The following is a 23,239-nucleotide window of genomic DNA, read 5'->3' as shown; positions in this document are numbered from 1 at the left end:
GGCTTCAGCAACCTACTTCCCTGTTGATATTAAAATTGCTTATCCAGCGCAACTCGTTGCACCATAGGTTTTTGTTGAGCCGGCACAGGCGGCTGCGGCGGCTTCGCCCCCGGTCATTTGGTCGGGCCAGTTACCCACCATAACCGGCCGATTTTTGCTCGGGGCGAAAAGTGCCCTTACCCACTTATCGCCGCCGCGCCCACCTGCCCCAGCTCGTTAACAAAAGGACGTTTTACCAGCCCGGATTCTGCTTGTACAGGCCCTTGCTGAAGTTGATCTGATTCAGGGGAATGGGCAGGTACTCGTCGCGGCCCTTCGTGAACTTGGCGTCCTGCAGGTACTGGCGGCGGGTTTTCTCCACCGTGAAGTAGTTGTTCAGGTACTCGGCGGCAATGCCCCAGCGCACCAGGTCAAAAAAGCGGTAGCCTTCCATGGCAAATTCCAGGCGGCGCTCAAAGCGCAGGGCTTCGCGGGCGTATTCCTGCGTCCATTTATCGGCCTGATACAGGCCAATCTTGTAGTTGGATGTGGCCTGTCCGTCTTTCTGCTTGAGCATGGCCGTGCTGTTCTGCGCCCGCTCCCGGATCTGGTTGATCAAAGGCAGCGCCTCGGCGGGGCGGTTGAGCTCAATCAGGGCTTCGGCCTTCCAGAGCAGCACATCGGCGTAGCGGATCAGCGCCCAGTTCTTGGAAGTGCTCATGAAGGGCGGATTCTTCTGAAAGCTGGGGTCGGAGGGAAGCACTGTTTCCTTCATCGACATGAAGTAGCCGTACACCTGCGGCACGCGCACCCAGGAGTTGCGGAACACAAAGTTGGGGTCGTACTTGTAGGGGTGGCTGTTGATGGCCACGGTGTGGTCCAGGCGGGGATCCACGGTGTTCTTTTTGAAGTCAGCGGAGTCCGTCAGGTTACCGCTGGTGTTGAACGTGGCGAACATGGGCAGGCCCTGCGCATCGGTCTTAAAGGCGTTTACCAGGTTCTGGCTGGGCTGGTGGAAGCTGCAGCAGCCGTAGTCCGGGTTCATGGGGTAGTTCAGCTCGTTGCCGCGCTGGGTGCGCCCTTTGGGCGTGCCATCGTTGCGGGAGAACTGAATGGCAAACACCGATTCGGACCCATTATCGCCGGAAGACAGGAAGTTGGTGGCAAAATCCGGGTGCAGCGAGTACTTGCCCGAGCTGATTACCTCATCCGTCAGCCGAACCACTTCCTGCAGCTTGGCCTGGTCAGTGCCCGTTACGGTATGGCTCTCGTTCTGGGTGTAAGCGGCATACAGCAGGGTTTTCGCCAGATAGGCCTGCGCGGCCGATTTGGTTACGCGGCCGATTTCGGGCTGGGAGGCCGGCACGTTGGCTTCGGCAAAGCGGAAGTCTTCGGCAATCTTGTCCCAGAGCTGTTCCTTGGTCAGGTCTACGTTTGAGACTTTGCCATAATCCGAAGTGGGTATGGTTTCGTCGATGTAGGGCACTCGCCCGAAAAGCTCTTTCAGCAGAAAATAGAAGTGTCCCCGCAAAAAGCGCATTTCGCCCTGGCGCACGGCCTTGTTGGGCATCTCCGCTTCGCTTACCGCATTCAGGCGGCGCAGGGCGTCGTTGGTGCGCGAAATGCCGATGTAGAGCAGGAACCACACCTCATCGGTGTTGCCGATGTCGGGGCGGTTGAAGGTGAAGGTTTCGTAGAAATGGAAGGCATCCACGTCGCCGGTGCCGCCCCCGCCTTTGTAGGCGTCGCCGCCCCGGATGTTGCCGTAGGGCCACATAGAGGTGTAGGGTGCCCGGTATACGTCGTTGCCGAGCTGGGAATAGGCTGCAATAACCTGTTTCTCAATGTTGGCGGGCGTATTCAGGTCCTCGTCGGCCAGGGTCCCTTTGGGCGACACGTCCAGGAAGTTCTTATCAGAGCAGCTGAAGGAAACGGCCAGCAGGGAAACCACCAGCGCACAGGTTTTTATCGATTTCATGATGAAAAGGCAGTAGCGGTTAGAGGGAAATGTTCAGGCCCGTGGTGAAAATGACCGGAATGGGGTACTGGTAGTTGGTCACTTCCGGGTCGGGCGTGGAGAGTTCCTTGCTCTTGATGGTGAAGAAGTTCTGGCCCTGCACATACACGCGGGCACCCTGCAGCTTTACTCTGCTTACCAGGCTCTCCGGCAGGCTGTAGCCCAGCTGAATGTTGCGCAGCTTTAGGTAAGAAGCGTTTTCTATGAAGTAGGTAGAAGCACGTCCCTCGTTGTTGGTGTTAATCAACGAGGAAGCCGGAATAGAGGAGCCCGTGTTGGTCGGCGACCAGGCATCCAGGGTGCGCTGCCCCCAGTTTTCCCCGGACACAAAGGAGAAGTCGGTGCGGAATTTCACGTTGTTGTAAGCCTCCAGCCCCTGCACGCCCTGCAGAAACAGCTGCAGATCAAAGCCCTTGTAGCTGCTGCCCAGGTTCAGGCCGTAGATAAAGTCCGGGGTGGCTTCCGTAATCCAGGTCTGGTCGAAGTTGTCAATCTTACCATCGTTGTTCAGGTCCTCGTAGCGGATGCGGCCCGGGGCGGCACCCGTCTGGGTAGCGTGGTTGTTTACTTCCTCTTCACTCTGGAACAGGCCGTTGGCCACGTAGCCGTACACCGCATTAACCGAGTGGCCCAGGCGGGTGACGTCCTGCCCGTTGCCGCCGTAAGCGTTGATTACCTCCGCTGGCAGGAAAGTGAGTTTGTTGCGGTAGGAGGACAGGTTGCCGGTTACGCTGTAAGTCAGGCCGCTGCTAAGCTGGTTCTGGTAGCCCAGCAGGAACTCCCAGCCCTTGTTCTCAATGGAGGCGCCGTTCACGAACTTGTCGCCACCTTCACCTACCGAGCCTAGGTAGGGCAGGTTCACCAGAATGTCCTTGCTGTTCTTGACAAAGTAGTCCACTGAGCCCGTCAGCTTGTTATCCAGCAAGCCGAAGTCGATGCCGTAGTTGGTCTGGGTGGTGGTTTCCCACTTCAGCTGGTCGTTGGGCTGCTGCACGCGGCGGTAGCCGGAGGGCAGGTTGCTGTTGGTGCCGTAGATATCATAGGCCGTGCCCCGGTCGTACTCAAAGTTGGGGTCCTGAATGCCAAGGATGGACTGATACAGGCCGCGGGAAGCAAAGTCGGCAATGTCCTGGTTACCCGTCTGGCCCCAGCCCACGCGCAGCTTCAGATCCGACACCATGGGGGCCGTGTTTTTCACGAAGGCTTCCTCGCTCAGGCGCCAGCCCGCCGATACGGCCGGGAATACCCCAAAGCGGTTGTCCTTACCAAAGCGGGAAGACCCATCCCGGCGCAGCGTACCCGACAGCAGGTAGCGGTCCAGAAAGGAGTAGTTCACCTTCCCAAACAGGGAGGCCAGGCGGTAGGCCGTGCCGGAGCCGCCGTTGTTCTGGTTGGCCGCGCCGGCGTCCAGGAAAACGTAGTCCGGGTCCTCGCTGGCAAAGTTGGTGCGGGAGGCAAAGAAGCTTTCAGAGTTATAGCTGATCCGTTCATGGCCGGCCAACAGGTCCAGCTGGTGCTTGTCGCCCAGGTTTAGGTTGTAATTCAGGGTATTCTGCAGCACCCAGTTGCCGTAAAACCGCTCGTTCTGCGTTACCCGGTTATTGGCCTCGGAAAGATAACCAGCGCGGTAGGTTTTGTAGATGTCCCGAAACTTGTACAGGGTATAGTCGATGCCGAAGCTGCTGCGCAGGTGCAGGCCTTTCAGCACCTCCAGGTCGGCAAACATATTGCCAAAGGCCCGGCCAGTGTTGGAGCGATTCTGCTTGCTGTCCGTCAGCACGCGCACGGGGTTGTCACGGTCGGCAATGCCCGATACGGGGCCGCCCCAGCCTACACCGTCCACGGTGCGCACCGGCACAATGGCCAGCAGCTGACTGCTCCGGTCGCGCACGTAATCAATGCCCACCTCCGACTGCCGGGTTTTGGCCAGCGTCAGGTTTTCCCCGATTTTAAGCTTGTTGTTCAGGAAGCTATAGTCGGAGTTTAGGCGGGCCGTCATGCGGTCCAGGCCGGTGTATTTCAGCGTGCCTTTGTTGTCGTAGTAGTTTAGGGAAAGCAGCATGCCGCCCCGCTCGCCACCGTTGGTTACGTTCAGGTTATAGCTCTGAATGATGGCGTTTTGCTGCGTCTCATCAAACCAGTTGGTATCGGCAGTGCGCATGGTTTTGTCGGCGTCCAGGAACTCCGGCACCGTCACCCCGTCCAGCACCGGGCGCCCGTTGGCATCCGTGCTGGACTGGAAGGTGTAGAAGGGGCTGTTGGGGGTGATACCGTCATTCACCGATGCCTGCCAGTATACCCGGCCGTAGTCCTGGGTGTTCAGCATATCAATATGCTTGCCCGGCTTCTGCATAGTGAGGAAGGTGGAGAAATCTACCCGGCTGACGCCCTTCTTCGCTTTCTTGGTGGTGATGATAATGACCCCGTTGCCGGCGCGTGAGCCGTAGATGCTGGCCGCCGAAGCATCCTTCAGCACCTGTATCGACTCGATATCATTCTGGTTGATCTGTCCGATGCCTTCCTTGGTCGGAATACCATCAATCACATACAGCGGATCATTATTGCCGAGCGTGCCGAAGCCGCGGATGCGTACCTGGGCATTGCCGTTAGGTGAGCCGTCGGTGGTGATGTTCACGCCGGGCACCCGGCCCTGCAGGTTGCGCACGGGGTTGGAAGACGGCAGGTCTCTTACCTCATCAATCTTAACCACGGCCACCGCCCCAGTCAGGTCCGCCTTTTTCTGCACCTGGTAGCCGGTTACCACCACCTCGTTCAGGGCCGTGACGTTGGGCGTCAGAGAGAGGGTGACGGAAGTTTTACCCGCCACGGCTACTTCCTGGGTTTTGTAGCCTATAAATGAGAAGACGAGAGTGCCATTTTCCGGCGCGTTAATAGTGAACTCGCCATCGGGGCCGGTAGAAGTACCAACGGTGGTTCCTTTCACTACTACCGTTACCCCGGGGAGGCCGGCTCCTTTTTCATCCGTGACGCGGCCGCTCACTGGGGTGTCTGCCTGCCGGGCATCGGCCGTGCTCAGCCGTTTGGTTTCTGCTTGCACAGCCCCCGGGAAAGCCAGCGGCGCTGTAGTCAGTAGCGACAGGAACAATGCCTGCCGTACTAAGGGTCGAGTTTCTTTCATGGGAAGTTGGGGAGGGGAGTTGGGAAAAAATGGGTAGCCGGAAAAAGCAGCTTAAGCGTGGGGAAGGATTAGCCGAAAACAACATTGCCGTGCCCACCCATAGACACCAGAAGTACTGGTGGCATTAGGGCCGGCACGGCAATGGACAAGGAGGAGGGGGAAGTTTTCACGACTGATCTTTTGCTCAAAGCTCAGTCAAAAGCTTACCTATGGCTTGCTCTATTCACTCAAACTCTTCCAAATTTTAGACTTCTCTTCATATATAGTTAGTGTATTGATAATCAACTGATTAACTAATTGTTGCAACTTTCATTCAGTGCCGGACTTCTATTTTTGATACCCGATTTTCACTTTTTGAATCACAAGCTGGGGGTTGTGTGCAGTGCCCGGAACTCGGATGGGGATACATGGTAGCGGGCCTTGAAGCTGGTGGAGAAATAGGAGGGGGATGAGAAGCCCAGCTGATAGGCCACTTCGGCAATAGTCAGCTCATCGGTCAGCAGGAGCTGGCGGGCTTTGGTCAGCCGTACCCCCTGGATAAACTCAGTGACGCCGGTGCCCAGCACGGCCTTTACTTTACGGTAGAGCTGCACCCGGGAGATACCCATACTGCGGGCCACATCCTCCACGCTCAGGTCGGAGCGGGTGAGGTTGGCCTCCACAATGGCGGTGAGGTCGGCCAGGAATTTCTGGTCGACGCGCTGCGGGGCTACGGTGGCCGTATCCACAGAAAGCTCCCGCCGGAAATGCTCGCGGAGCTTGTCGCGGTTGCTAAGCAGCGTGCGCACACTCTCCAGCAGGAAAGCCGGGTTGAAGGGTTTGGTCAGATAGAGGTCGGCGCCGGCCTGCACACCTTCTACCTGCTGCTCGGGGGCATTGCGGGCCGTAAGCAGAATAACCGGAATGTGGGAGGTTCGCCAGTCGCCCTTCAGCTGGGCCACTACTTCCAGTCCGCTGATTTCCGGGAGCATCACATCACAGATAATCAGGTCGGGAATAGCTTCGGCCGCCAGCCGCAGCCCGGTGGCCCCATCGGAGGCCGAGCTTACCTGGAAGTGAGGCTGCAGCTTATGGACCAGGAAAGTATTGACATCAGGATTGTCCTCAATTACCAGGATGAGGGCCTCCCGGTTGGCACCGGCAGCTAGGATATCGGTTGGGCTTTCCTCGGGGCCGGGCACGCCGCTTTCTTCAATGGTCAGGGCCGGCATAGGCAGGGCCGCCGTTTCCGTTGACTTCAGCTCTGCCGGCAGATCCAGGGGCAGCGTTACCACAAAGGAGCTGCCCTGCCCTGGCTGGCTGGTAAAGGAAAGCTGCCCCAGGTGCAAACGGGTAAGGCCCAGGGCCAGGGCCAGGCCCATGCCGGACCCTTTGGCGGCCGACTGCTGCCCCTGGTAAAACCACTCGAAAATGTGGGCTTTGTCCTGCTCGGAGATGCCCCGGCCGGTGTCCTCCACGCTGACCCGCACGGTGCGCTCGGCCGGCAGCGGCTGAATGCTGACGGTAATCTGCCCCCGCTCGGGAGTGAATTTCAGGGCGTTGGAAAGGAGGTTAAAGAAAACCTTATCCAGAATATTCACGTCGAACCAGAGCTGCACCACGGGCTCCGCGGGCAGAAAGCGCAGGGTGATGCCGCGCTGCCGGGCCGGGCGCTCAAATACATCCATGATTTCCCGGACAAAGGCCACCAGGTTGCCTTCGGTAGCCCGCACGGGCATCTTGCCGACGTCAATGCGGCGGAAATCCATGAGCTGGTTGACCAGTTGCAGCAGGCGCTGGGCATTGCGGCGCACCAAGCCCAGGTCGTGGCGGTGCGTGGGGGGCAGGTCGGGGCTGCTGGTGAGCATTTCCTCCACCGGACCCAAAATGAGGGTAAGGGGCGTACGCAGCTCATGGGAGAAGTTGGTGAAGAAGCGAAGCTTGGCTTCCGTCTCCACGCGGGCCCGCTCGGCAAAGTCCTGAATCTGGTTGCGCTGGGAAAGAATCTCCTGGTTCTGCAGCTCCAGCTGCTGGTTGATGCGGCGGTTGGCCCGGTACGCGCGGAAGGCAATCAGCCCCAGCACCGCGGCGCCCAGCAAGGCGGCCGCCAGCGTGTAGAGCACGGTTTGCTGGCTAGAATACGTGGCCCGCTGCCGGCGCAGCAGCTCCTGCTGCTGCTGAATGTCGAGCTGCTGGCTGGCCAGCTTCTCGGTCTGCATTTTCATGGTGTGCACGTTGGTCGAGTCGATGACCATCGTGCCCAGAATGTTTTCCTTTTCGTAGGGCAGCCCGTGCAGAATGCGCATAGCCGTGCGGATGGCCTCCTCCCCGCCGGGCGGATACAGTAGGGTGGCGGTCAGCACCCCATCCTGCACAAACTGAATACCGCCTTGGTTGCCCGGGAGCCCATCTACCCCTATTACCCGGATCCGGCGGTCCAGCCCCAGGCTTTTACACACCTGGTAGGCGCCCAGGGCCATTCGGTCGTTGTGAGCAAAGATCAGGTCGATATCGGGATGCTGGCGCAGTACCTGGGGCAGGCGCTGCATAACGGAGGGGCGCTTCCAGTCGCCGTGCACCTGGGCCTGAAGCTGTACGCCGGGGAAATGGGCCAGGGCCTGCACAAACCCGGCGTGCCGGTCTACGGCCGGGGAGGCGCCCGGGGCTCCTAATACTTCCAGCACTTGGCCCCGGCCCCGAAGCAGGCTGCCCACATAGCTGCCGGCAGCCCGCCCCACTTCCAGGTTATTGCCCCCCACGTAAGCGGTATAAAGCTTGGAAGTAGTGCGCCGATCCAGAATTACCACCGGAATCCCCCGATTGAACACCTCCTCCACAATTGGGGTAATGGGCTCGGCTTCGTTAGCCGACACAATGAGCAGGTCAATGCCCTCCCGCAGAAATTCCTGAATCTGCTGCTGCTGAAGGCGGCTGTTATCGTGGGCGTCCTTCATGCGGAAGCTCACCCCCGGATGAAAGGTGAGCTCCTTTTTCATGCCCGCCAGCATGGCCTGTCGCCAGGCGTCGCCGGTCGTGCACTGGGAAAACCCTATCCGATACTGGGCCTTCGGATTCTGCGTAGTACAATCAGTTAGAAAACCGGCCAGCCCTAACAAAAGCAGCCAAAGGCCCTTGGCAGGAAGCTGCTTCAGCAGTGAACGATTTATTGGTAGTACCAAGGCACTGAGCATGGAAATGAAGTCTGATTCGAGGGGAAGTTACCAAAACTACTGCTCCTTAATTCAGTCTGTCCAACTGGCCTAAAATCGTTGTTGTTGCTCAGCCTTTACTAGATGAACAGACTGAAGCCTGGGTCCTTCCTTGGATAGTTTGTTAGCTAAACTTTTATGACTAGCACACCCTGGGGCATGGCAGATTGGTATGTTCGCAAGCATTCTTGCCTACCCAGTCTCAAGATAGTGGCTTATAACGTTTATTAAACGGACGTTCAACGGGTGTTATGCCTAGGCCTAACGACTTCTAGCGTCTCATAGCCGCTCGGTCAACAAGGATAACAGCCTTGTGCCTTCCATGCATTGGTAGAAGAGGAACACATCTCCGCCGTTGGTTCAGCGAAACGTCTTGTTGTATTCGCCCTGCCTTTTCCCACCACCATGCAATTTTTCCGGCACTCACCCGAAACCATAGAGCCGACCGTGGTTTTGCATCTCACTTTTGGGGCCTTCTTCCACTTTACCCCAGCACCCATGACTTCGATGGCAAAACTTACCCGCGACGTAAAATTCCTGAAAGCTTACGCCTTGGCCGCCACCCTGCTGCCAGCTGCCCTGTTGCTGGCCTCGGCCGCCCGCCCGGACAAGCCCGTGCGCTTCGGTGAAATTACGATAGAGCGCCTGAACCTAGTGGAGCGCGACGGCACGGTGAAGATGGTTATGAGCAATCAGGAGCGGTTTCCGCAGGGCGTGACCATCGACGGCAAGCATATCGACTATAAGCGTCCTCATCCCGGGATGCTGTTCTACAACACCAAGGGCGAGGAATGCGGCGGCCTGATTTTCGGCGGGCAGAAGGGCCCGGATGGAAAGGTGTCCGCTGGCGGCCACTTCTCGCTTGACCGCTTTGGCCAGGATCAGGTCATTGCCCTTAATTACCAGGAGCAGGGCGGCTTCTACAAGGCGGGCCTCACCTTCAACGATGCGCCCGAGGAGTCGACGACGGCCCTGGCGGAAAAATACAAAGCCGCCACGCCCGAGGAAAAGCAACAGGCCCAGAAAGCCGGTAAGCTGGGCTTGCAGACCCGCCTGTTTGTGGGCACCACCGCCGGCCGCTCCTCGGCCCTAATCATGGCTGACCAGCAAGGCGCCACGCGCATGATGCTGGTGGCCAACACGGAACAATCGACCCTGGACTTCCAGGACAGCCAGGGCCGCACCCGCCTGACCATCGGGGTGGACAAAAACAACCAGCCAGTGCTGCGCTTCCTGGATGAAAACGGGCAGGAGGTGGCCGCCAAGCAACCGGGACGGGTAACGAAGTAGGCGTGTGGCTGGCGACACGGCATTCCGTATCTTTCGCTCCGATGCGTAGAAACCTCTGGTTTTACCTGCTCGCGCTGGGCCTAGCGCTCCTCCTCACGCTCTCAGGTAGCCTGCGCGGGGCGTCCACCGCCGACCACTTCATCTGGCATCCCGATGCGCCCGTGTGGCTCTTGCTGCAGATCATGGCCATCACAGCCCTGCTGGACTGGCTGCGGCGGCGGCGTCCGCCCCTGGAAGCGGTGGGAATTGGTTACTTTCTGCAGCTACTCTTGCTGGGAAGCGTTCTGTGGCTGGCGAGTACCGAGCTGCTGGAATTTGTCATTCGCCTACTACCGGGCACCCGACCCCACGACTGGGGCTGGTACGCCTTGCTGCGCAGCGTGCTGCTGGGTTTGATGGATTTTCTGCTCATTGGGGGCCTCTACCTGGGGTTTGTGTACCAACACCACTTGGCCGCCGCGCGCACGGCGGTGGCCCAGGCTGAGCAGGCCGCTAGCCGCGCCCGGCTCCTGGCTCTGCAGCAGCACGTCGACCCGCACTTTCTGTTTAATAACCTCAACATTCTGGCCGCCCTGATTGAGCCGGGCAACCATCCCGCCCAAAACTACCTCACCCACTTAGCCAGTCTTTACCGATACTTGGTGCGCACCCGGAAGCACGAGGCCGTGCCCGTGGGCGAGGAGTTAGCTTTTGCGCGTGACTACCAGTTTCTGCTGACCTGCCGTTTCGGCAAGGCGTATGAGTTTACGGAGGAGATGCAGGTCGGTGCCGAGGAACTAGCCACGCGCCTGGTACCGCCCGGGGTGCTACAGGAGCTCCTCACCAATGCCGTCAAGCACAACCTGGCCAGCCGGGCCCATCCACTGCGCGTGCGGGTGCTCGTAACCCCCACCGCCCTGACCGTGCACAATGATCGCCGTCCCCGCCCTACGCCTGCTGCCGGGGAAGGTAGCGGCCTGACAGCTTTACGGAGCCGGCTGGCACTGCTGGCCGATGTGCCCGTGCACATTGACGATACCCCCGCGTATTTTGCCGTCACCTTGCCCCTTACTCCCGTCCTTGCCCCACCCACCGATGCGTCTGCTCCTGCTGGAAGATGAAGAACCGGCGCTCGATCTGCTGCGCCGCTTCGCCCTGACGTATTACCCGGCCGCGACCATCGTAGGGGAATTCCAACAGGTCGCCGAAGCGGCCCACTTTCTGAGCACCCATCCTGCCCCGGATCTGATCCTGACGGACATCGAGCTGCTCGACGGCAACGTGTTTCGCCTGTTTCAACAGGTCGCTGTAAGCAGCCCCATCATTTTTGTGACGGCCTACGATCAGTACCTGGTGCAGGCGTTTGAGCAAAACGGCATCGGCTACGTGCTCAAACCGGTGCAGTACGCGCCCTTTGCAGCTGCCTTGCAGAAGTACGACCGGCTCCGGCAGGCGCTGCAGGGGGCTGCCTGGCAGCAGTTGGCGGCCGCCCTGCCCAGCACGCCGCGCTACAAGCAACGGCTGCTGAGCAAGTCGCGCCAGGGTTTGTATCTGGTCGATGTAGCGGAAGTTGCCTCCATTCAGCTGCGCCACGGGGTAGCGCATGCCCTTGACCGCACGGGCCGGGCCTACCCGCTGTCCGAAACCCTCGCCCAGTTAGAAGCCTGTTTGGATCCTCACGCCTTTTTCCGCCTCAACCGGGGGGAGATCATTGCGCTAACCGCTATTGAACGGCTGGAACCGTACTTTAATGACGCGCTAGCCGTCTACCTGCGTGGGCTGCCCGATGCGCCCTTAGTTAGCAGCAGCCACCGTACCCCCGCGTTACGCAAGTGGCTGACCGGGTAACCGAACGACGATTATAGCGTCTGGCTTGTTTTTCTGTAGCCGTCTGAAGGCAGGTTGCGCGACGGTAAAAGACAGCCGCAACAAGAGGGAGAAAGGGACACCAGCGGGGCGCCGTGTCCCATGTGCCGAAAGACGTTCAACAGGTGTTCTTAAGCCGCTTGGCTAGCGTGTCACATTTCTTAAACGCTCCTTCTAGAGCGGTGACAACCGAGTAGATAGATTCCGAGACCCTTTCCTGGTCAGCCCGTACGGGAGTAGCAAGCCGGTTGGTAAGCCGTACCGCTACTGGGAGGCACCACGGCGATCAGACGACGGAAACAGTCTGACGCTGCCCACCTGAGCAAGTCGTTATTTCTGGTACTTCTCCATCGCCTGATCGATGGCTTGGGCGAGCCGAGCGGGATCCCTCCACTCGGCCAGCTCCTGGGCCAGGGTCTGCACCTGCTGCTGGTAGGTGGCTGCTTCCAGCGTTTTCACCCAGAGCTGTTCCTGCACCTGTTGGAGCTTCGCGCGTAAGGCGGCTTCGCGCTCCTCATATTCTTCTATGAGGTGTTCGGCTTGGATGGCCAAGGGCTGCTCGCCGCGTGCCAGCAGTAAGTGCTTCGCATACTGTGCCACGCTCACGGTGGCTAAATAGGCTTCGGCGTCCAGCAGTTCATATTCGGCCTCCGTTAATTTAAGATTAAGCTGTTTAGGGCGGTTGGCGTAGGGCATAGACCAGACGAATAGGGGAGCAAAAGGGGGGGGTATTCCTGGGCCGTAGTGGGAGTACCCCCGGTATGCGGAGCGCACTGGAGGGGGTACCCCCGAGGCGAACCGGAGCGGAAAAACGAAAAATAGGCATTTTTTCGGCCACATGGACGGGGTACCCCCAGGGGGTACCCCCTGGGGGTACCCCCGCTGCAAAGACGTTTACAAGCGTGGTTTAGGGGAATAAAAACCCTAACGAGACCTCTAGTAGGTGCTTTTTAACCGTTTTCAGGGTTTGTTTGCTTGTCGTCTTCCCGCACGGTAGCTTTCTATGGGTACTTATACCTATTCAATGGTCAGCCGCCCCGTGGCCGTGGTGGTCGCCGTTTTCAGACGCAGCAGATAGATGCCCGTAGCCAGGTGCTGTACCGGTAAACGGGTTTCGGTTTGTCCGGCCGGGAGCGTTCCGGCCCATAAGCAACGCCCCAGGGCATCCTGCAACTGGAGTTGGGCCGGCAACTGCCCTCCCCCCGCCCAGCGTAGATTGACCGCGGTGCCGCCGGCGGGATTGGGGTAAATCTGCAGCGGTTGGGCCAGGTGGGGCGCATGGGATGCGGTCACGCTGCTGACAGTCGCTTTGGCCACAAAGTGTTCCTCTGAAATGCTATTCTGCGGCGAGGAGACCGACCCCAGCGCGGTATTGCCCTGCAAGGCGCCCGTGAAATAGAAATGGTCGGTTCGGTCCAGTGCCAATCCCAGCGCGGCCTCGGTACCGGTCGCCATGCCGGCCTGCAGGGCCCAGCGTTTCTCCCCCGCTCCCGTAAACGAGAACAGGGCGATATCCGCATCCGTGTTGCTGGAAGAAGTCAGCGTGAGGCCGCCTATGCTCAGGCTGCCGGCGACGATACCCGCCACGTAGACATGGCCGGCCACATCGGTCGCGAGAGTAGTCAGAGCACTATTGGGCGTGCCCGTCGTTCCATAGTTCCAGCCGATAACCCCGGCCGGGGTATACTGCGCCACAAACCATTGCCGAGCGGCGCCGGCCGGTGGGTAGGAGACGCCCACCAGGTAGGCGCCGCCCGCCTCATGGGCGGTCAGGCCCCAGACGGTTTCATCGCCTGCGGGGCCTGCTACGGGCTGGCGCAGCGCCCACTCGGGCACACCAGCCGCGGTGTAGCGAGCCACAAAAACGTCTTCATCACTGGTACTCCCCGTAAGGGTGATGGCGCCAAACGTGGCCTTATCTTGAAATTGACTCGCCACATAAATATGGCCCGCGCCATCCAGGGCCACGGCCCCCTCGTCGTTGGCAAGCCCTTCCAGTTGCTGGGCCCAGCGCGGGGTTCCTTCCGGGTCGTATTGGACCAGAAAGCTGCTGCTCGTCGGGCTGTTCAACGTCGTGCTTCCGAAAACTGCGGCCCCTCGAAAGTCGCCCAGGGCGACGAGCTCTCCGGCTGGGGTGCAGTCGAGCCCTCTGATGAAGTAGCCCGCGGTGCGTACCCAAACGACGGCACCCTGCGGATCATACTTGATGAGAAACCCATCCCCACCCGTGAGGACGGTGGAGCCGATGATTAGCGTGCCCTGGACGTAGTAGCCACCTACGTAGCAATTGCCACCGGCATCCACGGCCAGGCCCGTGAGGATGGTTTCCTGCAACGAACTGTTCAGGTGTTGCACCCAGGCCACGGAGCCCGTGGGTGTGTATTTCACCAAGAAGCTGTCATAGGCTTTCGGCGAGTCGAGGGTGGTATTACCGAGGGCCACCGACCCATAAAAGTGACCAGAGCTAAAGACGTTGCCTTGTTGATCGACGGCCAGGAAGCGTCCGCGGCTATGGTCCTCCGGGTCGGTGGCGCTGCTGGTCGCCCGCGTCGCCCACTGCCAGGCGGCCGTAGCAGATTGGGCCGTGGCTGGCAGTGGCAGCTGCCCCCATAAGCCCAGCAGGAGTAGTAACCCCAGCCGGATCGGCCATACGCCCTTCCTATCAGTTTTCATGGGATACAGGTATATAAGAGCGCGCGGCGCCTCCAAGGTGGGGGCCCGGACGCAGGGATAAAAGAAAGCCTACGGTAGAGGGAGTATATTTTGATGTAAACTAATATTAATTTGCATTAATGCAATACAGGCCTTGATTTCCCCTTGGAGCAGGAAAGCCGCTTACAAGTGGAGCGAAAGGAATACCATGAAGGCTACACCACGAGGTGTGGCTCTGGGGAGAAAGCTCGCCTTAAATCTTGTCCGGCTGCAGACTAAGCCAAATAAAATAGGTCCCGATAAAGTTTGCCGATCGGAACCTTATATGCCCCGCAATTGAGCAGAGAAGCTTATGTAATCAAAAAATTGTAAATAATCTTATTTATAATTATATATAAACACTATTTTAGAACATACACTCAATTCCTATTCCCTATCTGCTCGGCAGGCTCACACCCCGCTGGCGCATTAGTTCCATTAGTCATGGAACTAGTCTATATGCTATGGAGGCCCAAGATTTAGAACATCAGTTTCATCAGAATGAGAGGCTGGAGATGTTCAGTGACGGTGTTTTTGCGATTGCTCTGACGCTATTAGTCATCGAACTTAAATTCGAACCGGATGCCATTGATAAACTGCACCATGCAAGCAATCCGGTTAAGTGGATCAGTAGAGATATCGTGTTAGATTCCGAGTTAGCGCATCAACTACTCCATATTAGTAGCAAATTCTTGAGTGTAATGCTAGGGTTCCTCTTTATCAGCAGCTTATGGTTTAATCATAATCAGATTTTTAAACTCCTCCGTAGAAAGGACAACTCTATTATATGGTTAAACAATATCCTATTATTAAGTGTAGCGCTTACCCCATTTCCGATCTCACTTATCGGATTATTTCCGACCAGCTCGATAGGTATCACGCTTTTTGGTATACTGGCTATTATAAACCCGTTCCTGTTTTATCTGATTTTCAAAAGGGCAGACACGCAGGGCTATATTCATGAGTATATTGACAGAGACGTTCTTCTTGGTCTAAGTCGAGTAACGCTCTTGCTAGGCCCTCTGTCGGCTGTCCCCATTTTGATTGCTTTTAAATGGCCTCCAGTGGGATTAGCCTATTATGTCATTGTCTCCATCATCGGGGTTGTAGTCGGCTCTCGAGTCAAGATGCTTCGGCATGGGAATAGGCGGCGCCCACAAACCGCAAGCATACCCTGGGTGACTATAAGCCCACACCATATCCAATAGCTGCCATCCCTTTTCACTTAGTGTCATTATCTAAAAAGGGATAAGCAAGAGCAGGAGAATAGGAAAACCCAAAAGGCCAAGGAACAGGCACCCCTGTCTTCATCCGGTCAGGAGGGGATTAGTAGTTGCCTTTCCGGCAACACGATGCCGAACACCACCTGTGCGTTTGCCATATTCCCTACACCGGGGAGGTTACGACAGTGAAAATGCGGGAAGGTTTCAGCTGCGTTCGGGTAAGTTTCAAGTTAAGGACGAACGTGCTTGAGTCGAGTTATTTAGCTACATATTGTCCACTTGCCAACTGCTTAATTGTCCTGTATGCCACGCAGGAGTTCTACCAAATCCATCGGCAAGAAACCAGGCAGATCGTCTAGTACTTTAGCCAGGATTTCTCTCTTCAGCTCCGGGGGGCTTTTAAACTTGTTCAACTGAGGAAATTTGCACTTGATTCGCTGCTCTAAATCATGCCCCCGGACATGGAAATATGAAATAGGCACTTGTACAGTGCGGCCGTTGATGTAGCAGCTAGGTACACATACCTCCTCTTTCGCAGAAGGCAAATCCAAGTGCTTCAAGACAGTATTAACGATAAGCTGAAGTTGTTCATCAGCTAAACCACGCATATCAACGTAAGTCTGATCAGCTTGCAGACCTAAGATTCCACGATCTATTAACTTCTCGCGAACGAGCAACGCGGCCAATAGAGTTGGATCGAATAGAAAGTTTTCGATACTGTGCCTGGCATTCTCGCCGAGTACGTGCACCTGGTTAGTACTAACATGGTGGCCGTCCCAATCTACAATGCCAAATACGGAACGGTTACCGGCTTCGGCTAAACTGTTTACTAGCTTTTTTACGCGGGCACAACCGCCGTCCTTATCGTGGCCACTGGCGATGAAGGAAAGGGATACATCCGGTAGTAGATAGGGTTGTGCTAGTGCGGCAATACTTTCGAAAAAGCCTACATCGTGTTGGCTTTCCACAAATACTTGGCGACGGTTTGCTCGGTTAATACTCAATATCGGTACGCCCACCGTGAGCACTCGAATAGCCTCGTCTCGTGTCGCTTTACGAAGTTGAATTGGATCCGAAGACATAATGTGAATCGATTCTTCGGGCGCCAGCGCAATAGTGGAAGGGGAATGCGTTGTCATGATGACCTGCAAGCCGTACTCTTGTACCATCACGTTGTCAATGATGCGCAACATGGCAACAGTCATTGATGGATGTAAGGGTGCATCAATTTCGTCCAGCAAAAACAGATCGGGCATATCTGTGGGCTGTCGGGGGTCCTGAGCCAGATAGAGAAACTGTGCTAAGGCAATTAAGACCCGCTCGCCCGAAGACAACGATGAAAACCCAACGTCTGCTCCTGAAACGGTATGCTTCAGCTGTAATTCCAGTGATCGATGAGCATCCGGACTAGGTATGGCAAAGCGAAAGGTCATATTCGCTTCAGCTAGCACCTGATTCATTATTTCCCAAGGCGGAAGCCCGTAATTATTCAAAAACTCTTCATCGGTAAGGAAGGATTCGGCATCCCCACGCCGAAAACGAATCTCATTCAAATCGTTTCTTTCCTTTTCTCGAACATACGCTGCAAAAAGCTGCGTGAGGGCCCCATTAAAAGGATCAATTGGCCGAGTAACTAACGGATGACAATTAGTGCAATCTGTTTCCGATAGATCGAAGAGAGTCTTTCCGCTTTTCTTGACAATATGCAGGAAGCTAATACACTGCTCCCCATTTAGCACAATAGGGCTTTTCCTTTGATAGGAAACGATAGGGTTGGAATCTACAGAAAAATCGTTCTGGATAATCCCATCTGTTATCTTTTGGGTCCAAAAATCATGGTGTTTACGAAATTCAGTTGCTAAATCAGCTTGTATGTCGCGCGGTAGGGCAGCGTACAGAGGGCCATTGTCCACGCTTTGAAGCAAATGGTCTTTTGTAATAGCGAATTCGCCAATATCATATTTTTGCTTTAATGGCCACAAAAGATTGTGAAGCAGGACTTTCGACAATACTGCATACGTTTCGGCGTGGTGTGCAATAGATTGGCTTCGAGGGACTACTCCTGTATCGCTCGAGGGAACCATATTGTTCCAATCATAATAGCGCATTCTTTGGGTGGGAATGCCCTCAATCACTAGCGCCCCTTCTTTGATCGCTTTGAGCAAATGCGTTTTGCCCGTGCCATTGAGTCCGGTAAGGAGAGTTAATGCCGGCAAGTGTTCAATTGGCAAGCGGTCTATCGATTTGTATTCCCCCTTAAAATCTAGCTTCATTATTCTATTTGGATTCTGTATAGCATTCCGATTACCCAGTAAAGTACGCATACTGTTGTTTAAACGTACATTTTAAGCAGATGCCTCAACAAATGTACGTTTGGGTGATGTTAAAAAGCACACGAACGCGTTGCTGATCTGCTTATCACCTGGTTCTTTTTGAACAATGCTACAATGGCTCATCTTTAGCCCTATGAGATGTCTTTTAGGGTGGGCCGTTCTCATTTAGCATTCGGGGAAGTTGCAAGGCTAACCGCCGATTTAGAGGCTAGGTAAAATGAAACGAGCGAATCAGATGGTCCACTTAAGTTGACTGTAACGCTTGGTAATACTGCTACCGAAGTGCTAATCAATAGAAAGATCATGGGAACATGGACCCCGACGTCATTACATTTTTTTCAACACGGCCGGATCGATGTAGAAGCCCGCACTGCTTAGCTCATTGGCGAGACGCCGCTTCCAACCGCCGGCTTTGTCATAGGTTTCATAGACGACGCCGTGGAAGTCACTGGGCTGCTCGAGGCCCGAGCCGGCGACAAGCACAAAGACGTTTTTGCGGCCGAGCAGGGCCACGAAGTAGCCGAGCTCGAGCACCACGTTTTGGCGAGCGCGAGGCGAGAGCTTAGGCGCAGTTTTGCCGACGCGCAGGCCTCCCATATCATCAGGGCTGAAGAGGACGACGGCGTAGCCGCAGGCGCGGGCCTCGCGGTCGAACTTCTCGATGATGGTCTGGCCCTCGTTAATTTCTTCGTGCAGAACGATGCCGTCGATGCCGAAGCGGTTGAGGGTGGCTTGGGCGTCTTTGCGCATAGCATCGTCGCGACCGTGGACAATGAAGACTTTGCGGCTTTCGTCGTCGACGGTTTTGAGGATGCGCAGAAGGCTGGTGCGGGCAGTGCGCAGGGTGGCCATGTCAACCAAGGAGTGGTTGAAGACGTTGCCGGTGACTTTCAGCTTCTCGGCCAACTCCACCAGCTTCTTTTGGTGGCTACCGCCCCGCACCAGCTTGGCCTTGCCCACCAGCCCAACGGCGGTAGTGGCTGCAGCGGCCAGTGCATTTTGAAGGGCTTCGTCCTGCCCGTATTGACGACCATACCGGTCTTTGGCATCGGGCAGCACAATGGCTTCTATTTTTTCGCGCAGGAGCTGGAGTTTTTTGCGATCCATCAGATAGATAAGAGGTGTTCCTGCCTTGTTGACAGCAAGCAAAGCTACTGAAACGGTTTGCAGGTTTTTGGTAAATAATGCCAACTACCTGCCAAAGCGTTGGCAACTAAAGCTACCTTCGTCCTTCTACCTCCGGACTCACTTTTTTCGAAAAGCAGGGCTCTCTCTACAGGCTTTTTTGCATCGTGCACTACACCGACTTTGAAACGCGCTGGCTGAAATCAGGCGGCGCGGAGCGGGCCAACTATGGCCTGTTTCTGACTGACTTATGCGACTTGCTGGGCGTGGCCCGGCCCGATGCGACCACCGACGACCCCGCGCAGGATGCTTACGTGCTGGAACGGGCGGTGACGTTTGGCAACAGTGGCGGCAAGGCAAGCACCGGGCGGATAGATTTGTACAAGCGCGGGTGCTTTGTGCTGGAAACCAAGCAGGGCACCGACACGCCCGACCAGCAGGCCAAAGCGGCCAAGGCCGAGCTGGGGCTGGCTGCGGACAAGCGGCGCAAGGGCCACGCGGTGAGGGGCACGGCCAAGTGGGGCCAGATGATGGAAGCAGCGCGCCAGCAGGCGCTGGGCTACGTGCGGGCGCTGCCGGGCGGTGAGCCCCGGCCGCCGTTTGTGGTGGTGGTGGACGTGGGCTACTGCATTGACCTGTACAGCAACTTCGCAGGGGTGGGCGACAACTACGTGCCCTTCCCGGACTCGCAGACCTACCGGCTCCGAATGCCGGACCTGGCCGATGAGAAGGTTCGGGCGCGGCTGACGCAGGTGTTTACGGACCCGCAGGCGCTGGACCCGAGCCGGCGGGCGGCGCAGGTGACGCGGCAGTTGGCCGGACAGCTGGCGGCGCTATCGGCGCAGCTGGAGCGGGCGGGGCATTCGTCGAACGTGGTGGCGCAGTTTCTGATGCGCTGCCTGTTCACGATGTTTGCCGAGGACGTGGCGCTGATTCCGAAGGACTCGTTTACGGGGCTGCTGGCGGCGTATGCGGCCACGGAGGACTTGCGGGCGCTGCTGCCCGATGCGCTGCAAAGCCTGTGGCATACGATGGACAAGGGCGGCTTTGCGCCGGACCTGCGCGCCAAGCTGCGGCGCTTTAACGGACAGCTGTTTCATGACGCGTCGGCGCTGCTGCTGAATGCCGACCAGCTGACGTTGCTGCGTGAGGCGGCGAAGGCGGACTGGGCGGAGGTGGAGCCGGCCATCTTCGGGACGCTGCTGGAGCGGGCGCTGGACCCCAAGGAGCGGCACAGCCTAGGGGCGCACTACACGCCGCGCCGCTACGTGGAGCGGCTGGTGGTGCCGGCCGTGGTGGCGCCGTTGCGCCGGGAGTGGGCGGCGGCGCAGGCAGCCAGCGCCCGGCGCCTAGAGGAAAACAAGCCCAAGGAGGCGCGGGCCGAACTGGTGACGTTTCTGCGGCGGCTGACGTCGGTGCGGGTGCTGGACCCGGCGTGCGGCTCGGGCAATTTTCTGTACGTGACGCTGGAGCACCTCAAGCGGCTGGAAGGCGAAGTGCTGACGGCCATCAACAGCTACGGGCAAACGGGCCTGCTGGACCTGGCTGGGGGCACGACGGTGAGCCCGCGCCAGCTGCTGGGCCTGGAGCTGAACCCGCGGGCGGCGGCCATTGCTGACGTGGTACTGAAAATCGGGTATCTGCAATGGCACCTGCGCACCAACGGCGCCAGTGAGCTGCGCGAGCCGCTGCTGGACGAGTACCGCAACGTGGAAAACCGTGACGCCGTGCTGGCCACCGATGCGGAGGGCAACTACAGGGCGACGGAGTGGCCGGTGGCGGATTTTATTGTGGGCAACCCGCCGTTTGTGGGCGACAAAGCCATGCGCCGTGCCCTGGGTGAGCCGTACGTAAATGCCCTACGGAAAACCTATGCGGGCAAGGTGCCGGAATCGGCGGACTTGGTGGTGTACTGGTGGTACAAGGCGGCCGAGCTGCTGGCCTTGGGGCAGGTGGAACGGTTTGGCTTCATCACAACGAATTCCATCACCCAAACCTTCAACCGGCGGGTGGTGCAGGGCTTTTTGGGGGACGCGGCCCGGCCGGTGGCCCTCTGCTTTGCCATACCGGACCATCCGTGGGTCGATGCCGCAGACGGCGCGGCGGTCAGGGTGGCTTTCACGGTAGCTGAACGCGGCACGGCGCCCGGAATCTTATTTCGAGTGACCCGGGAAACTGTAGCAGACGACGATGCCCAGGAAGTGGAAATGGCAGAACTGGTGGGTGTCATTAACTCTGATTTAACCGTTGGAGCTGATGTATCGGGTGTCAAGGCGCTACAAGCCAACAGTGAGATGAGCGGCTTAGGGGTTTTGCTCATCGGTGCTGGATTCATTGTAACGCCTGAGGAGGCCGCTCAGCTAGGGTTGAATACCTTGCCCAATTTAGAACAGCATATCAGGCCTTATTGCAATGGAAAGGACTTAATGGGTAGACCTCGAGGTGTGATGGTAATTGACTTGTTCGGACTTACTAAAGATGAAGTTCTAGACCGTTATCCCGCCGTTTATCAAAGAGTACTTGAAACTGTTAAGCCGGAGCGGGACACGAATAACCGAGCAACGCGTCGGGATAATTGGTGGTTGTTTGGCGAAACAAACCCCCGCTTGCGAAAGATGATAAAGGGGCTTCCGCGCTTCATCTCAACGCCTGAAACAGCTAGGCACCGCATCTTTCAATTTATCGATGGAGGCGTCTTGCCAGATAATAAAGTTGTTTCTGTCGCCACAGATGATGCCTACTTTCTTGGCATTTTATCAAGCAGAATACATGTGACTTGGGCCATGGCTGCTGGTGGAAGATTAGGTGTTGGTAACGACTCAGTGTACAACAAGACCAGATGCTTCGAACCATTCCCCTTCCCTGCAGCCGCCGAAGCCCAACAGGCTAAAATCCGGAAGCTGGCCGAACAGCTCGACGCCCACCGTAAGCGCCAGCAAGTGCAACACCCCATGCTCACCCTCACCGACCTCTACAACGTGGTGGAGAAGCTGCGCGAGGGGCAGCCGCTGACGGCCAAGGAACAAGTGACCCACGAAAACGGGCTGGCCGCGGTGGTGCTGGAACTACACAAACAACTCGACGCGGCCGTGGCGGCGGCCTATGGCTGGTCGCCCGACCTGACGGACGCGGAATTACTGACGCGGCTGGTGCAATTGAATCAGCAGCGGGCGGCAGAAGAAGCGACGGGGACGGTGCGCTACCTGCGGCCGGCGTACCAAGCGCCGGCGGGTGCGGGCAGTGAGCAGCTGTCGATGCGCGAGGAGCTGGCGACGGAAGCGGTGAGCAGTGAGGTAGCGGTAGCCCGGCGCGAGTGGCCGGCGGGCTTGGCGCAGCAAATGCGGGCCGTGCGCGAGGTGGTGGAAGGAAGCTCGGGCGGGGCGCTGACAGCGGCGGGCGTGGCGGGCTTCTTTGCAAGCAAGGTGCGAGCCGGGCAGGTGCAGCCGCTGCTGGAGTCGCTGGCGGAGCTGGCGCTGGTGCGTGTGGATGCAGAAGGTGCTTATCTAGCTGGATAAGCTATTTATTAAGAATGCATCAGTAAAATCAAAAAGTACACGCAATCAACTCTTTGCTTGAAACTATGCCAATTATTCACCCCGAAGTCGGAATTGCACCAGACCCAAATGCGGTGTTGTGGCGCTACATGGAGCTTGACAGGTTTCATTCCATGCTTGAGCGAAAAGCATTGTTTTTCTGCCGAGCGGATAAATTCGCAGACCCATTTGAAGGCTCGCTTCCGCGTGTAGAATTTGAACACCGCCCGAAAGTTCACCGGGCAATGTCGGCATTTTATGGCCACACTACTACGGATGAACAAATAGCTGAAAGTATTGCGGGGCTAACGCATGAGCATTTGGAATTCAGGCGTAGGCACGTCGTGAATTGTTGGCACATCAACTCAAACGAGTCAGATGCTATGTGGCGTCTATATCTAAAAACGAACGAAGGGGTGGCTATTCAGACTACGGTTAAGCGCTTAATGGATGCGTTAGCGGGCAATGCTACAGAAGTTGATATTAGCAAAGTGCGATACATTGACTACGACAAAGACTGTTTTCACCATCCACGAGATTATGACCACCGGAATTATAACTTGTTCATGCCATTGGTGCATAAGCGCAATGAATTTGTGCACGAAAGGGAATTGCGGCTCATCCATGAAGTGAACGATGCGCGTTTGAACAAGGATTACTGGACTACTCAGGAATTCGAGCGGGGAATGTTTATCGAAATAGACCTTAGTATTTTAATAGACAAAGTCATCTTGCCGCCTACAAGTGACGAAGCTGTAAGAATGAAGGCCGAAAAAATTGCGACCGGTCTAGGTTATAACCTGAGCTTTGAAAAGTCGACACTTGCGAAGCCAGCGCTCTTTTAACCTGTTTTTTGCCGAAGCTGGATTAAACGCC

At 57.0% G+C, this 23,239-nt stretch carries 13 protein-coding genes; 6 read left to right on the top strand and 7 right to left on the bottom strand.

Annotated features, from left to right (window positions below; all coding sequences use genetic code 11):
• Nucleotides 1-232: 232 nt before the first annotated feature.
• The 3 genes from Q4G72_RS17485 to Q4G72_RS17475 form a co-directional block, all read right to left on the bottom strand.
• Nucleotides 233-1,957, bottom strand: a complete 1,725-nt coding sequence (locus tag Q4G72_RS17485; protein WP_303312724.1) for a RagB/SusD family nutrient uptake outer membrane protein — start codon at nt 1,955-1,957, stop codon at nt 233-235.
• 19 nt (nt 1,958-1,976) lie between these two features.
• Nucleotides 1,977-5,135: a SusC/RagA family TonB-linked outer membrane protein gene (locus Q4G72_RS17480; RefSeq protein WP_303312723.1), complete on the bottom strand. Its 3,159-nt coding sequence runs from the start codon at nt 5,133-5,135 to the stop codon at nt 1,977-1,979.
• A 359-nt stretch (nt 5,136-5,494) separates the two neighbouring features.
• Complete coding sequence (locus Q4G72_RS17475) at nt 5,495-8,305, bottom strand: substrate-binding domain-containing protein (protein WP_303312722.1); 2,811 nt, start codon at nt 8,303-8,305, stop codon at nt 5,495-5,497.
• A gap of 423 nt (nt 8,306-8,728) precedes the next feature.
• On the opposite strand from Q4G72_RS17475, the gene Q4G72_RS17470 reads away from it, so the two are divergent.
• From Q4G72_RS17470 to Q4G72_RS17460, 3 genes are read left to right on the top strand one after another with little or no spacing between them, the layout of a single operon-like run.
• Nucleotides 8,729-9,613: a hypothetical protein gene (locus Q4G72_RS17470; RefSeq protein ID WP_303312721.1), complete on the top strand. Its 885-nt coding sequence runs from the start codon at nt 8,729-8,731 to the stop codon at nt 9,611-9,613.
• 41 nt (nt 9,614-9,654) lie between these two features.
• The gene (locus Q4G72_RS17465) at nt 9,655-10,713 is read left to right on the top strand and encodes a sensor histidine kinase (protein ID WP_303312720.1); all 1,059 of its coding nucleotides are present in this window, start codon (nt 9,655-9,657) and stop codon (nt 10,711-10,713) included.
• Nucleotides 10,688-11,440, top strand: coding sequence for a LytR/AlgR family response regulator transcription factor (locus tag Q4G72_RS17460; RefSeq protein WP_303312719.1), 753 nt, complete (start codon nt 10,688-10,690; stop codon nt 11,438-11,440). Before Q4G72_RS17465 ends, Q4G72_RS17460 begins: the two co-directional genes overlap by 26 nt.
• Before the next feature lie 348 nt (nt 11,441-11,788).
• Here Q4G72_RS17460 and Q4G72_RS17455 read toward each other — a convergent pair whose 3' ends face one another.
• Both Q4G72_RS17455 and Q4G72_RS17450 read right to left on the bottom strand, forming a co-directional pair.
• Entirely contained in the window at nt 11,789-12,154 is a 366-nt protein-coding gene (locus Q4G72_RS17455) for a hypothetical protein (RefSeq protein WP_303312718.1), read from the bottom strand.
• A gap of 321 nt (nt 12,155-12,475) precedes the next feature.
• On the bottom strand, nt 12,476-14,131 hold the full coding sequence (locus tag Q4G72_RS17450) for a T9SS type A sorting domain-containing protein (RefSeq protein WP_303312717.1): 1,656 nt from the start codon (nt 14,129-14,131) through the stop codon (nt 12,476-12,478).
• 482 nt (nt 14,132-14,613) lie between these two features.
• Here Q4G72_RS17450 and Q4G72_RS17445 point away from each other — a divergent pair, with 482 nt between their 5' ends.
• Entirely contained in the window at nt 14,614-15,357 is a 744-nt protein-coding gene (locus Q4G72_RS17445; RefSeq protein WP_303312716.1) for a TMEM175 family protein, read from the top strand.
• Between the two features lie 305 nt (nt 15,358-15,662).
• On the opposite strand, the gene Q4G72_RS17440 is transcribed toward Q4G72_RS17445, so the two are convergent.
• A complete protein-coding gene (locus tag Q4G72_RS17440; protein WP_303312715.1) occupies nt 15,663-17,696 on the bottom strand; it encodes an AAA family ATPase in 2,034 nt (677 codons plus the stop codon).
• A 336-nt stretch (nt 17,697-18,032) separates the two neighbouring features.
• Nucleotides 18,033-18,896 carry a TIR domain-containing protein gene (locus tag Q4G72_RS17435; RefSeq protein WP_303312714.1) on the bottom strand — a complete coding sequence of 288 codons (864 nt, stop codon included), beginning with the start codon at nt 18,894-18,896 and terminating at the stop codon, nt 18,033-18,035.
• A 101-nt stretch (nt 18,897-18,997) separates the two neighbouring features.
• On the opposite strand from Q4G72_RS17435, the gene Q4G72_RS17430 reads away from it, so the two are divergent.
• Nucleotides 18,998-22,345, top strand: a complete 3,348-nt coding sequence (locus Q4G72_RS17430) for a class I SAM-dependent DNA methyltransferase (RefSeq protein ID WP_303312713.1) — start codon at nt 18,998-19,000, stop codon at nt 22,343-22,345.
• A 65-nt stretch (nt 22,346-22,410) separates the two neighbouring features.
• Nucleotides 22,411-23,208: a DUF2971 domain-containing protein gene (locus Q4G72_RS17425; RefSeq protein ID WP_303312712.1), complete on the top strand. Its 798-nt coding sequence runs from the start codon at nt 22,411-22,413 to the stop codon at nt 23,206-23,208.
• The last annotated feature ends 31 nt before the right edge of the window (nt 23,209-23,239 follow it).

It is taken from the genome of Hymenobacter sp. BT730, from assembly GCF_030542105.1.
Lineage (GTDB): Bacteria > Bacteroidota > Bacteroidia > Cytophagales > Hymenobacteraceae > Hymenobacter.
The sequence above is the reverse complement of the archived record's forward strand: the minus strand, read 5'-3'. Positions and strand labels throughout refer to the sequence as shown.

What these genes read in the sequence shown, in the direction of transcription:
- Q4G72_RS17470 (WP_303312721.1), top strand. Translation starts at nt 8,729, where the DNA reads ATGCAATTTTTCCGGCACTCACCCGAAACCATAGAGCCGACCGTGGTT.
- Q4G72_RS17445 (WP_303312716.1), top strand. Translation starts at nt 14,614, where the DNA reads ATGGAGGCCCAAGATTTAGAACATCAGTTTCATCAGAATGAGAGGCTG.
- Q4G72_RS17460 (WP_303312719.1), top strand. Translation starts at nt 10,688, where the DNA reads ATGCGTCTGCTCCTGCTGGAAGATGAAGAACCGGCGCTCGATCTGCTG.
- Q4G72_RS17450 (WP_303312717.1), bottom strand. Translation starts at nt 14,131, where the DNA reads ATGAAAACTGATAGGAAGGGCGTATGGCCGATCCGGCTGGGGTTACTA.
- Q4G72_RS17440 (WP_303312715.1), bottom strand. Translation starts at nt 17,696, where the DNA reads ATGCGTACTTTACTGGGTAATCGGAATGCTATACAGAATCCAAATAGA.
- Q4G72_RS17475 (WP_303312722.1), bottom strand. Translation starts at nt 8,305, where the DNA reads ATGCTCAGTGCCTTGGTACTACCAATAAATCGTTCACTGCTGAAGCAG.
- Q4G72_RS17455 (WP_303312718.1), bottom strand. Translation starts at nt 12,154, where the DNA reads ATGCCCTACGCCAACCGCCCTAAACAGCTTAATCTTAAATTAACGGAG.
- Q4G72_RS17480 (WP_303312723.1), bottom strand. Translation starts at nt 5,135, where the DNA reads ATGAAAGAAACTCGACCCTTAGTACGGCAGGCATTGTTCCTGTCGCTA.
- Q4G72_RS17465 (WP_303312720.1), top strand. Translation starts at nt 9,655, where the DNA reads ATGCGTAGAAACCTCTGGTTTTACCTGCTCGCGCTGGGCCTAGCGCTC.
- Q4G72_RS17485 (WP_303312724.1), bottom strand. Translation starts at nt 1,957, where the DNA reads ATGAAATCGATAAAAACCTGTGCGCTGGTGGTTTCCCTGCTGGCCGTT.
- Q4G72_RS17425 (WP_303312712.1), top strand. Translation starts at nt 22,411, where the DNA reads ATGCCAATTATTCACCCCGAAGTCGGAATTGCACCAGACCCAAATGCG.